This window comes from Qipengyuania psychrotolerans (assembly GCF_019711355.1).
Taxonomy (GTDB): domain Bacteria; phylum Pseudomonadota; class Alphaproteobacteria; order Sphingomonadales; family Sphingomonadaceae; genus Qipengyuania; species Qipengyuania psychrotolerans.
Window position 1 is genome coordinate 1,585,571 of sequence record NZ_CP081297.1, and the last position, 12,010, is coordinate 1,597,580.

The 12,010-nt window shown below is 58.7% G+C and carries 10 protein-coding genes and 1 tRNA gene; 3 read left to right on the plus strand and 8 right to left on the minus strand.

What is annotated here, in order from left to right:
* Window positions 1-64 precede the first annotated feature (64 nt).
* From K3166_RS07810 to K3166_RS07820, 3 genes are read right to left on the minus strand one after another with little or no spacing between them, the layout of a single operon-like run.
* A complete protein-coding gene (locus tag K3166_RS07810; protein ID WP_221421727.1) occupies window positions 65-406 on the minus strand; it encodes a hypothetical protein in 342 nt (113 codons plus the stop codon).
* Window positions 407-2,443 carry a 3-hydroxyacyl-CoA dehydrogenase NAD-binding domain-containing protein gene (locus K3166_RS07815; protein ID WP_221421728.1) on the minus strand — a complete coding sequence of 679 codons (2,037 nt, stop codon included), beginning with the start codon at window positions 2,441-2,443 and terminating at the stop codon, window positions 407-409. It abuts the gene before it with no gap.
* Window positions 2,444-2,488: 45 nt separating this feature from the next.
* Window positions 2,489-3,733 (minus strand): serine hydrolase domain-containing protein, encoded by a 1,245-nt coding sequence (locus K3166_RS07820; protein WP_221421729.1) that lies wholly within the window; start codon window positions 3,731-3,733, stop codon window positions 2,489-2,491.
* An 89-nt stretch (window positions 3,734-3,822) separates the two neighbouring features.
* Here K3166_RS07820 and K3166_RS07825 point away from each other — a divergent pair, with 89 nt between their 5' ends.
* A complete protein-coding gene (locus K3166_RS07825) occupies window positions 3,823-5,574 on the plus strand; it encodes a class I adenylate-forming enzyme family protein (RefSeq protein WP_247714574.1) in 1,752 nt (583 codons plus the stop codon).
* Window positions 5,575-6,058: 484 nt separating this feature from the next.
* On the opposite strand, the gene K3166_RS07830 is transcribed toward K3166_RS07825, so the two are convergent.
* The 5 genes from K3166_RS07830 to K3166_RS07850 form a co-directional block, all read right to left on the minus strand.
* Window positions 6,059-6,135: transfer RNA gene (locus K3166_RS07830), tRNA-Met, on the minus strand.
* 88 nt (window positions 6,136-6,223) lie between these two features.
* Window positions 6,224-6,742, minus strand: coding sequence for a 2'-5' RNA ligase family protein (locus K3166_RS07835; RefSeq protein ID WP_221421730.1), 519 nt, complete (start codon window positions 6,740-6,742; stop codon window positions 6,224-6,226).
* Window positions 6,739-7,710, minus strand: coding sequence for an endolytic transglycosylase MltG (mltG, locus tag K3166_RS07840; RefSeq protein ID WP_221424017.1), 972 nt, complete (start codon window positions 7,708-7,710; stop codon window positions 6,739-6,741). The genes K3166_RS07835 and mltG overlap by 4 nt, the downstream gene beginning before the upstream one ends.
* Window positions 7,711-7,714: 4 nt before the next feature.
* A complete protein-coding gene (fabF, locus tag K3166_RS07845; protein ID WP_221421731.1) occupies window positions 7,715-8,974 on the minus strand; it encodes a beta-ketoacyl-ACP synthase II in 1,260 nt (419 codons plus the stop codon).
* A gap of 94 nt (window positions 8,975-9,068) precedes the next feature.
* Window positions 9,069-9,305, minus strand: coding sequence for an acyl carrier protein (locus tag K3166_RS07850; protein WP_006834437.1), 237 nt, complete (start codon window positions 9,303-9,305; stop codon window positions 9,069-9,071).
* Window positions 9,306-9,454: 149 nt separating this feature from the next.
* On the opposite strand from K3166_RS07850, the gene K3166_RS07855 reads away from it, so the two are divergent.
* Window positions 9,455-11,425 (plus strand): serine hydrolase domain-containing protein, encoded by a 1,971-nt coding sequence (locus K3166_RS07855; protein ID WP_221421732.1) that lies wholly within the window; start codon window positions 9,455-9,457, stop codon window positions 11,423-11,425.
* Between the two features lie 109 nt (window positions 11,426-11,534).
* Window positions 11,535-11,966 (plus strand): ferritin-like domain-containing protein, encoded by a 432-nt coding sequence (locus K3166_RS07860; protein WP_221421733.1) that lies wholly within the window; start codon window positions 11,535-11,537, stop codon window positions 11,964-11,966.
* Window positions 11,967-12,010 lie beyond the last annotated feature (44 nt).

Here is a 12,010-nt window from a genome sequence, read left to right on the forward strand (position 1 = left end):
GTTCAATTTGCATTTGTCGCTGCGGGTGGCAGCAGAAGCGAAGTCTCAACAATATGCAGGCTGATCAGCGCTGCTTTTTTGCCGTAGTCGCGGTGAAATCAGGATCTTTTTTCGCTACCCAGTCGACAAATTTTCGCACCTTGGGGTTTGCCAGCAGTGCATCCACATCCATCGCATGGCGTTCCAGTTCGGAGTTGGTGAAATTGGTTGTCAGAGTGTTCTGGCAAATAGGATGCATCGGCACGACATCGCGCCCGCCCCGGCTTTTTGGCACGGGATGGTGCCAGATAATGGTCTTCCCGGTGGGCCGGCCGCACAGCCAGCAGGTAACCGGCATCGCCGGAGCCTCGACTTCATCGCGGTTGAGGTCTTCTCGGGGACCATGTTTGGAATATTTGCGCGCCATTCAGTTGAACCGTTCGCCCGCTTCCGCTTTGCGCCGAAGATAGTCGCTGACCGGCAGGCCGTGCTTTTCGAGGCCCGCTAAAACAACATCAAGCCCGACCGTGTCGGCCCAGAACATAGGGCCGCCGGTGGTCAGCGGCCAACCATAGCCGTTGATCCAGACCACATCGATGTCGCTCGCGCGCTGCGCCATACCCTCATCCAGGATCATCGCGCCCTCATTGACCATGGGATAGAGCAATCGCTCACGGATTTCGTCGGTCGAGATCTCACGCTGCTCGTGACCCTCTTTCCTGGCGAAATCCGCGATGATGGACTGCACTTCATCTGACGGGGTGCGATTGCGCGCCTCGTCGTAATCGTAAAAACCCTTGCCGTTTTTCTGGCCGAAACGGTCTGCCGCGCACAGTGCCTCGCGGATATTGGTGACCTTGGACGGATCCCGGTGCCAGCCGATGTCGATCCCGGCGAGGTCAGCCATCTGGAATGGCCCCATAGGAAAACCGAACTCCAGCAATACGTCATCTACTTCCCAGTACTTGGCCCCTTCCATCAGCAGGGCATTGGCCTGAACCTGCCGCGGGCTGAGCATACGGTTGCCGATAAAGCCGTGGCATACACCTGACACCACGGCGACCTTGCCGATTTTCTTGGCCAGTTTCATTGCCGTCATCAGAACATCGTCGCGCGTTTCAGCACCCCGCACGATCTCCAGCAGCTTCATGATGTTGGCGGGCGAGAAGAAATGCAGACCCAGGACATATCCTGGCCGCTTGGTAGCCTGCGCGATCTCGTCGACATTCAGATAACTGGTGTTGGAAGCCAGGATCGCGCCCTGCTTGACCACCTCATCAAGCTTACCGAACACATCGATCTTCACTTCCATGCTTTCGTAGACTGCTTCGATCACCAGATCGCAATCGGCCAGATCCGCATAGTCGAGCGTGGTAGTTAGCAGGCCCATCGCCTGGTCAACCTGCTCCGGCTTCATCCGTCCGCGCGCCGCGGTACGCTCGTAATTCTTGCGGATTACGCCGGTCCCGCGATCGAGGGCATCCTGCTTCATTTCCAGGATGGTGATCGGAATTCCGGCAGACAGGAAATTCATCGCGATCCCGCCGCCCATCGTGCCCGCTCCGATCACGCCAACCTTGGCGATTTCGATCGTCTTGGTCTGGGGATCGATGTCGTCGATCTTGTTGGCGGCGCGTTCAGCGAAGAAATAATGACGCATTGCTGCGCTCTGGGTACCGGACATCAGTTCGACGAAGAGTTCGCGTTCTTTCTTCACGCCATCGGCATAGTTCAATCGCGTCGCTGCCTGGACCGCTTGAATGCCAGCCTCAGGCGCATGCACACCGCGTATCCGGCGTGCGTTCTTGGCGCGAAATTCGTCGAACAGGCCGGGATTCTTCACTCCATCTTGTTGGGCGGTTCCTTCAGAACTGCGTTTCACTGGCTTGCCGATTTGCGCGCGGGCAAAGGCGATGGCATCCGCCTCCAAACTGTCTTCTCCCACGATCTGGTCGAGCAATCCGATTTCCAATGCCTTCTTGGCTGTAATCGGATTACCCTGAACAACCATGGGCAAGGCGTTCTCCACGCCGACGACGCGCGGCAGGCGCTGTGTTCCGGCAGCGCCTGGGATCAGCCCCAGCTTGACTTCGGGTAGTCCCATCTTCGCACTCGGCACAGCAACGCGGTAATGGCATGCAAGAGCGACTTCACATCCACCGCCGAGGGCAGTTCCATGGATCGCAGCTACCACCGGCTTGTCACTTGCCTCCATCTCATCGAGAGTTTCAGGAAGGTTCGGGCCGACCGGAGGCTTGCCGAATTCGGTGATGTCGGCACCCGCAAAAAAAGTCCGTCCGTCACAGCGTATGACTACTGCTTTGACGCTGTCATCGGACAAAGCCTGTTCGATCCCGTCTTTCAGTCCCTGGCGCACCTTATGGCCCAGCGCATTGACCGGAGGATTGTCGGAGATGATTACCAAGACATCATCGTGACGTTCGGTACGAATTGGAGAAGTCATCGGGGTACTCCTTGAATGTGCTGAACTGGTCTTTCCGGCGGGGCTTCAGGCCCGGCTTTCAGTCAATGCGGAATAGATTAAAGTCTTGAGCTGGCGGCGAATGGGATAGGTGCTGGACGGGTAAACCTGGGTCATAAAGACCATCGTAATCGCCTCCACCGGATCAACAAAAAAAGCGGTTGAATAAGCACCGCCCCAATAGAATTCCCCCATGCTGGAAGGCATCAGCGTCTTTGCCGGGTCGATGACCATCGCGAAGCCAAGGCCGAAGCCGGTTCCAGCATTATTGGCTTCGGAAAAGAGGCTGCTCGACATGTCCGTCAAGTCTGCACCGCCTGGCAGATGATTGGTACGCATCAGTCGTAGCGTCTTCGGACTGAGGATGCGGGCATTTCCAAGCTTCCCGCCATTAAGCAGCATTGTGGCGAAGCGGTGATAATCCGCGATCGTTCCGCACAAGCCTCCGCCGCCGCTGTCAAATAATCCTTCCTGTGCCAGCCGACTGCCTTGTCCAGCATCGATCATCTTGGGCGGTTTGCCGGGTAGATACTGATAAGCATCGACCAGCCGGTCACTGTCCTGACTGCGGACACCGAAGGCGGTGTCTGTCATTCCAAGCGGGCCAAAGATATGTTTCTCGAAATACTCGCCCAGCCGCATGCCCGAGATGCGCTCTACTGCGACGCCAAGCACGTCGGTGGCGACCGAATAATTCCAGCCTTCCCCGGGCGCAAACTCCAGCGGCATTTTCGAGAGAATATCGATGTAGGTATCAGAATCGTGCGAATTGCGTGCAAAATCGAGGTTATGTTCGCGGTAGACGGCGTCGATATTGGTCCGGTTCTGCAACCCGTAAGTAAGCCCGGACATATGGGTAAGCAGATCGACGAAACGCATCGGCGCGGCCTTCGCACCTGGAGCGAACGGTATGGAACCGCCGCCGCCGGCATAGACGCTCAAATTGCCGAGTTCGGGAATGACCTTGCTGACGGGGTCTTCCAAAGCGACCGCGCACTTTTCCACCAGCTGCATGAAGGCCACCGAAGTGACCGGTTTGGTCATCGACGCTATCCGGAAAATCGCGTCGTGCCGCAGATCTTCGCGGTTTTCGCCCATCGTTCCTTGCGCATCGTAGAATACGGGCTGCTTGTCCCGCGCAACGACCAGCTGGGTCATCGGGAGGCGGCCATTGCCAACATACGTGCTTTGCAAAAATTCCGGGATGCGCGCGAGCCGCTCGGAATCGAAGCCCAGTGAAGCAGGGTCGGCGCAATGAAACGGTGTCGGCATTCTCTCTCCCCAGCACGACGCTTGAGCGCGCTGCCAAACCGACCTAGCATCGGTTGCAGAATAAAACATACCCCATTGGGAGAGATGGTTTGAACGGAATTGAGGCGGGCGCCGAAGCACCGTGGCATTGGCAGCCACCTGCAGGCTGGCCGGCCAAATCATTAGCGCAGATCGAAAAGGAGCTCTGCGCGGCGGGCCAGACCTTCGAAATGGAAACGCTCGATATTCGCGGTATCCCGACCCGGACGTGGAAGAATGCACCGCCGTCACTGCGGGCTCTGGCTGATCATGCGCGTGGGCATGGCGAACGGTTGGTCACCATCTACGAAGATGAACGGATTTCATACGATGCTTGGTACCGCGCGGTAGCCAGGCTTGCCGCCGAATTGCAGCACTGCGGAATTGATAAGGGGGACAGAGTTGCCCTTGCCATGAGGAACCTGCCCGAATGGCCAGTCGCATTCTTTGCAGCGACTGCGATCGGCGCGATTTGCGTGCCCCTCAACGCATGGTGGACGGGGCAGGAACTCGCATTCGGCCTTGCCGATTCTGGTGCAAAGGTGCTGATTTGCGATGCCGAGCGCTGGGAGAGAATCGCGCCGCATCAGGCTGAATGCCCGGATATTGAGACGGTGTTCGTCGCGCGCTCCGACAGCGAAGATCAGACTGCTAGGAAACTCGAAAGCGTCATCGGCTCTCCGCGCGAGTGGGCTGGTCTACCCGATGCCGTTATCCCGGAGGTTAGCATCTCGCCCGATGATCCGGCGACCATTTTCTATACTAGCGGCACCACGGGCAAACCGAAGGGCGCGCTCGGCAGCCACCGCAATTTGACCACCAACATATTCTCAAGCGCCTATGCCGCAGCCCGCAATCTGCTCCGCCGCGGAGACCCGATCCCCGCGCCAGCGCCCAAAGTAGGGCTTACCGTGATCCCGCTGTTCCACGTCACAGCGTGTTCGGCAGGGCTGATGGGGCAATTATATGCCGGCCACACGATCATCTATATGCATCGCTGGGAAGCCGTCGAAGCCTTCCAGATTATCGAGCGCGAAAAGGTCAACATAACAGGCGGCGTGCCAACCATTGCCTGGCAGATGATCGAGCATCCTGAGCGTGAAAAATACGACCTCTCAAGTCTGGAGGCTATCGCTTACGGCGGCGCGCCTGCGGCACCCGAACTAGTCCGCAAGATCTACGAAACTTTCGGTTCCATGCCCGGCAATGGCTGGGGCATGACCGAGACGATGGCTACCCTCACCGTCCATTCAGCCGAGGATTATCTGAACCGGCCACAAAGCGCCGGTCCGCCCGTGCCGGTAAGCGATGTGAAGGTAACGGATGATCAGGGAAACACTCTCCCGGCTGGCCAGGTCGGCAACCTTTACGCGCGCGGCCCGCAGGTCGTCATTGGCTATTGGGGCCAGCCAGAAGCAACTGCGGCAACTTTCGCCGACGGCTGGGTCGATACCGGTGACCTCGCCCGTCTCGACGAGGAGGGTTTCTGCTACATCGTCGACCGCGCCAAGGACATGGTCATCCGCGGCGGAGAAAACATCTATTCTTCCGAGGTGGAGAACGTCCTTTACGATCACCCAGCGGTAACTGATGTCGCGGTACTGGGAATCCCGCATAGGACACTAGGAGAAGAGCCCGCAGCGATGGTGCATCTGGCACCGGGTATGAAGGTGAGCGAGGAAGAGCTGAAACAGTGGGTGGCGGATCGACTGGCGAAATTCAAAGTGCCAGTCCGCATAATTTTTTCTGCGGAAACTCTGCCTCGCAACGCCAATGGCAAAATTCTCAAGAAGGATCTGAAAGCAGGGTTCGAGCAGGATTGAGCTTGCGGCCCAAAGCGACACGTTTTTTGATCGCTGGCGGATAGCATCAGCTAAAGTGTCTGTAGTCCTTAAGCGACCTCATGGCTTGGCATACTGTAAATTGGACGGCCTTGTATCGGCCAGAAGCAGATATTTATGCACCATTTCCGTACGACCGGTTTCCACCCATTTGAGGACGGATTTACCGCACGATCGATGTGCCATGAGCGGACGGGCAGCCAACGACCCGATTACGGACATTGAATGCCGCGCTTTTTAGTAGGAAGTAGCCACAAGGATTTCAGCGACCATAGGCATAGTTGAGCAGAGTTCGGCTATGTTGCCTCCGCTCAGTGCCACACGCTTCGCTTGCCAGAGCGGCAATAGGCTGCTGGCGTCAGAGCAAGCATCGAAGGGATGGCAATCTCTGCGCGCCAACCTCGTGCCAAACTTGAAACATTAGCATTGGGAAGCTGAAGCAAGCGAACCGATGAGGATCCGTCTATGGTAGCGGAGGAGGGACTCGAACCCCCGACACGCGGATTATGATTCCGCTGCTCTAACCAGCTGAGCTACTCCGCCCCAAAGGGCCGTGATGCGAGCCTTGGCCGTTGTGGCCACCCGCTCGGCAGGCGGCGCATTTAGGGCGCGCAGGCCTATCGGTCAACACTCATTTCCCGCGAAATGCGAAGCGCCGCAAGAACTCCCACGGACCGCCGCGATATGCATGGAGTGCAAGCCCCGGAAAAGCGAAGTCGTGCGGCTCTATCTGGCCCGCCAACTCTGCCTGCAAAGCCTTGGCTTCTTTGGACGTTACCTTGTTCTGGATCGTCACGTGAAGCCGCGGTCGGTGCTGATCCTGGGCCGTCAGCATGCCATGGAAATGATCGGCAATCTCGTCACGAAGAGCTAGCAGATCAGGACTGGTAAGCTTGATGGCAGTGCCGCCGCCCAGCGACATCAGGCCTTCCACTCGTCCCGAGATGGGCGGCACTTCGCCGGCAAGCCGCGCAAGGTAGCTCCGCGCCTCGCCCTCGCACTGGGCAGGCAGCGCGTGAAACAGCGTGACGTGCGCCTCGAGATAGTTGCGTTCAGGCGGGAAATGTTCAGTGCGCAGCCCGGTGTAGCGCCGGTGGAGGTCCGCCGGCAGTTCGGCTGTCAGGATGAGCGGGGCATCGCTCTGTGTCACATCTCACCACGTTCACGGCGCAGGGCAAACCACTTTTCGACGTTGGCGTTATGCTCTGCCAAAGTTTCCGCGAAGGCATGACCGCCGGTGCCATCCGCCACCATGTAGCGAGCTTCAGTGGCCTCGGGGTCGAGGACGGCGGCAATCGATTCGCGCCCCGGATTTGTGATCGGTCCCTTGGGAAGACCTACCATCGAATAGGTGTTGTAATCATTGACCGCTGCGATCTCGGACTGGCGAATGCGCCGCCCCAGCGGCTTGCCCTTGGTGATCGGATAAATGATCGTCGGATCGGCTTGAAGCAGCATTCCGTCCTTCAGGCGGTTTGAATACAGGCCCGCGACCATGCGACGCTCCCGCGCAACACCCGTTTCCTTCTCGACAATCGAGGCCAGGATCAGCGCATCCCTGATATTGTCTACTGCAATGTCGTCTTTGCGCTTGGGCCAGGCTTCGGCGAGGTAGTTTTGCATAGCCGCCTGCATCCGGGCGAGGACGTCGGCGCGGTCTTCGCCGCGCTCGAAGTCATAGGTGTCGGGAAGGATGCTGCCTTCCTGCGGCACAGGTATGTCGCCGGTCAAATGATCCTGCGCCATCAGGCGCTCCCAGACGAGGATCGAGGGCATGCCTTCTGGAATGGTCACGAAGCGGCGGATCACGTCCCCGCTCTGGAACATGCCGAGCAGTTGCGCCTGGCTCGCTCCGGCGGGCAAGAGGAATTCTCCGGCCTGGATCGGATCGCTGCCGCCAAGGATCTTGGCGCGCAGGAGGAAGGCGTCGGCAGAACCGATCACGCCTTCTTCCTCCATCCGTTTGGCCACCGATGTCAGTGTCGAGCCGGAGGGCACGATGAATGCGGTTTCCTCCTCGATCACGGCCGAACTCCACCATCCGCTGGCGAACCAGATGCCGCCGATAGCGACCAGCAACGCGGCGACCGCGCCGAGGATCAGCGCGGTCTTGCGCATCATATCAATCGACCTTCTTCACGATCAGCGAGGCATTGGTGCCGCCGAAACCGAAGCTGTTATTGAGCGCGGCTTTGACTTCGCGTTTCTTGGCTGTGTGCGGCACGAGATCGACGCCCTCGGTTCCTTCATCAGGATCGTCGAGGTTGAGCGTTGGCGGCACCACCTGATCGCGGATCGCGAGGATGCAGAAAATCGCCTCGACCGCACCTGCACCGCCCAAAAGGTGGCCAATGGCGGACTTGGTGCTGCTCATCGATGCTCCGCTGAGATCGTCGCCCAATACACGCTTCACCGCTGCCAGTTCGATCGTATCGGCCATCGTCGATGTGCCATGCGCATTGACGTAATCGATATCGCCCGGGCCAAGGCCGGACTTCTTGAGCGCCATGCGCATGGAGAGTTCCGCGCCCTTGCCTTCGGGATGCGGTGCAGTCACGTGGTAGGCATCGCCTGACAGTCCGTAACCGACGACTTCGGCGTAAATCTTCGCGCCGCGCGCTTTGGCGTGTTCGTATTCTTCCAGCACCACGACACCGGCGCCCTCGCCCATGACGAAGCCGTCACGGTTCTTGTCGTAGGGACGGCTGGCCTTTTCGGGCGTGTCGTTCATGCTCATGTTGAGCGCACGGGCCTGTGCAAAGCCAGCCACGCCGAGCGGGTTGACAGTGCCTTCCGCGCCGCCTGCCAGCATGATGTCGGCATCGTCCAGCGCGATCATGCGCGCCGCATCGCCGATGGAGTGCGCACCTGTCGAGCAAGCCGTCACAACCGCGTGGTTGGGGCCCATGAGGCCGTATTTGATCGAGACCTGGCCGCTGATCAGGTTGATCAGGCGCCCGTGAACGAAGTGCGGCGAGACACGGCCCGGGCCGCGTTCATGAAGATTGATTGATTCAAGTTCGATGCCCGGCAGTCCGCCGATGCCCGAGCCAATCGAAACGCCAGTGCGTTCCTTGGTCGCCTGATCCATGCCTTCAAGCCCGGCATCCTCGAATGCCTGGCCAGCTGCATCAATCCCGTAAATAATGAAGGGATCGACCTGGCGCTGGACCTTGTGATCGACACGCTTGTCGGGATCAAAACCGTATTCGTGGTCCTTGCCCTTCACTTCACAGGCGATCCGCGCCTTCTGATTCGAGGCATCGAAGCGGGTGATAGGCCCTGCCCCGCTCTTGCCTGCGATAAGGTTGGACCACGTTGTTTCGACATCGCCGCCCAAGGGGGTGACGAGGCCAAGTCCGGTTACGACCACACGACGCATGAAATTCTCCGCATAAAAGACAACAGGCCCGGCCCGCTATCGGGTCGGGCCTGTCCGGTCCCGCTCTGGGCGGGAAACTGAGCCTTGGAGGGGATTAGCCCTTATGCTCTTCGATGTACTTCGTGGCATCGCCGACGGTGGTGATCTTCTCAGCCGCATCATCGGGGATTTCGACGCCGAATTCTTCTTCGAACGCCATGACCAGCTCGACGATGTCGAGGCTGTCAGCGCCAAGATCATCGATGAAGCTGGCTTCTTGTGTCACCTTGTCGGCTTCAACGCCGAGGTGCTCAACAACAATCTTCTGCACGCGGTCGGCAGTATCGCTCATTTTTATCCCTCTCGAATTCCTGGGGGTTTGCAAATTGGGTTTCGCCCTAATGAACGGCGCGATGTAGCGCAAGGGGGGACAGTGTGTTAGTGACACGCACAACGGTTCGCCCACGATAAAACAACGACTTCGTCGATAGGGAGAGAACCATGAAACCTGCCCGTAGTATTTTTGCAGCCTTGCTGATCGCGACTGCACCGGTTGCCCTTTCAGCGCAGGATGCAGTCCCTCCTGAAAAGATGGCGGTCGGCTCGGGAGCGGAAATGAACCCGATCCCTGGCTGGACCAGCGCACAACGGGGCAGTGCTACGGTGTTTACCGCGCCAGAGGGTGACGCGACGATCGCGCTTCTTCCGGTGGAAACGGCGGCCGACGCAAGTGATGCGGTCAAATTGGCGTGGCAGCAGTTCGATCCAGCATTCAACCGGGAGGTTCGGCTGGCACAGGATGGCAGTCCGCGTGACGGCTGGGACCAGATCACCAATATTTCCTACGAGATATCTCCGGCAGAAAAACTGGCCCTTGTCGGAGTGGCCTTGCGCAAGGGTGATGCTTGGACCGTTGTCCTGGTTAGAGGCGCGCAAGCTACGATGGCCAAACGCGGCGCGCAGATTTCACAGGCAGCCGGATCGCTCAGACCCTCCGGCTTCGAGAAAGAGACATTTGCGGGCAAGCAGGCCAATCCAATGACGCCTGAACGCATGGCTGAACTGAAGGGCTTCGTAGAATCCACGATGGAGAATGTCGGCGTGCCCGGCGTTGGCCTTGCCCTGATTGAAGACGGCAAGGTTATTTTTGAAGGCGGTCTGGGCGTTCGTGACCTCCAGACCGGGGAGGAAGTGGATAAAGACACCCGCTTCATGATCGCATCCAACACCAAGGGCATGGCGACATTGTTGCTGTCGACGCTGGTCGCAGAGGGGCGCCTGGACTGGAACAGGCCGGTGACGGACTATTACGCGGACTTCCGCCTGGGCAGCGATTCAACCACTTCCAAGACGTTGGTCAAACACCTCGTGTGCGCCTGCACCGGTCTCCCGCGCAAGGACATGGAGTGGATTTTCAATACCCCGCCCGGAACGCCGGCACGAAACACGTTCATGCAGCTTGCCGCAACCGAGCCGACCACCGAATTCGGTGAGACATTCCAGTACAACAACCTCATGGCCTCGGCCGCCGGATTCCTTGGCGGTCATATCATCTACCCTGACATGGAATTGGGCGAGGCATTCGACCGTGCAATGGACGAGCGCGTTTTCGAACCTCTCGCGATGACCCGGACCACTTTCGACAATGCACTGGCAATGCAGGGCAATTGGGCGTTGCCGTATGATTACGACATCACCGACGAGCTGGTTCAGGCACCGATGGACCTGAACTACACCATCGAGCCTTACCGCCCCGCCGGTGCGGCCTGGTCGACGCCTCATGATATGGCGAGATACGTCATGAACGAGCTATCGGGCGGACTCTTGCCCAATGGCGAACGCTATATCGACGAGGATGCCTTGCTCGAACGGCGCAAGCACAACGTCAAGACGTCCGAAAATGCCTGGTATGGCATGGGTCTGTCGGATGACCGGAGCAACGGTATCTCGATCATCGGCCATGGCGGCAGCCTCGTCGGCTACAAGAGCAACTGGTTCGCAATTCCGGAAGCGGGGGCCGGTATCGTGATCCTCACCAACTCCGACACCGGCGGCCGTCTGGTCGGTGCAGTCCAGCGCAAGTGGCTGGAGATCCTGTATGACGGCCAAGACCGCGCTGCTGATGAGTTGGCAAATGGCCTGGCCCGCCGCGAGGAAGGCCGGTCCAAGTTCATAAGCGAACTGGAAACAGCTCCGGACGAAGAAATGATGGCGGAGCTCGCGGGTCGTTACACCAACGACGATCTCGGACCGCTGACCTTGGCGCGCAAAGGCGACGCGTGGCATCTCCAGTCGACTTCGATCGGTTCAGAACTTGCCACCCGCAAGAATGAGGATGGATCGCAATCTTTGGTGATGACCGCGCCTGGCATGTTCGGCTCATCGATCCTCGTGTCGCAGCGTGATGGCGGGACAGTTCTGGTGCTTGACGATGGGCAGCATGAGTACGTGTTCACTCGCCTTCCGGGCTGATCGGAGCCTTTAGAGCGACATACGGAAAGGTCCGGGCGAATTATCCCGGACCTTTTTCCTATTATCCCCGTTGGTAGGTCATAACTCATTCAAAAAAGGTAATAATGTTATGACCAGCACCGTGTTCAAGAGCCTGACCGACACCGCTTTCGATTCTGTCGAAGGCTATCGTCAAGCAGCCGAAAAGGCCGACAGCCCGCAGCTCAAGCAGGCTCTCCAGCAGCGCTGCCAGCACCGCGAGCAGACGCTTCAGCAGATGAATGCCGAGCTGCAGCGCCAGGGTGACGAACTCGTAACCAAGGGCACCATGGCCGGCGAAGCGCACCAGATGTGGGCGAGCATCACGAGCGCATTCGAAAACAACGATGAAGCCGCAGCGGAGCGCGTCGAAGAAGGCGAAGATTACATCAAGGGCAAGTTCAAGTCAGCGCTCGACGACACCCAGATGGAAGCGCAGGAGCGCGCCATCGTGCAGCAGTGCTACGCTGAAATCTGCGAAGGCGAACGGTTTGGCGACATGATCGAAAAGCAGTTCGATTGATCCGCTAAAAAACTAATCGAGAAAAAGGGCGTGGAGTGATCCGC

Excerpts from the sequence above, each read along its gene's own strand:
- K3166_RS07810 (WP_221421727.1), bottom strand. The coding sequence starts at position 406 with ATGGCGCGCAAATATTCCAAACATGGTCCCCGAGAAGACCTCAACCGC.
- K3166_RS07815 (WP_221421728.1), bottom strand. The coding sequence starts at position 2,443 with ATGACTTCTCCAATTCGTACCGAACGTCACGATGATGTCTTGGTAATC.
- K3166_RS07820 (WP_221421729.1), bottom strand. The coding sequence starts at position 3,733 with ATGCCGACACCGTTTCATTGCGCCGACCCTGCTTCACTGGGCTTCGAT.
- mltG (WP_221424017.1), bottom strand. The coding sequence starts at position 7,710 with ATGCGCAAGACCGCGCTGATCCTCGGCGCGGTCGCCGCGTTGCTGGTC.
- fabF (WP_221421731.1), bottom strand. The coding sequence starts at position 8,974 with ATGCGTCGTGTGGTCGTAACCGGACTTGGCCTCGTCACCCCCTTGGGC.
- K3166_RS07850 (WP_006834437.1), bottom strand. The coding sequence starts at position 9,305 with ATGAGCGATACTGCCGACCGCGTGCAGAAGATTGTTGTTGAGCACCTC.
- K3166_RS07855 (WP_221421732.1), top strand. The coding sequence starts at position 9,455 with ATGAAACCTGCCCGTAGTATTTTTGCAGCCTTGCTGATCGCGACTGCA.
- K3166_RS07860 (WP_221421733.1), top strand. The coding sequence starts at position 11,535 with ATGACCAGCACCGTGTTCAAGAGCCTGACCGACACCGCTTTCGATTCT.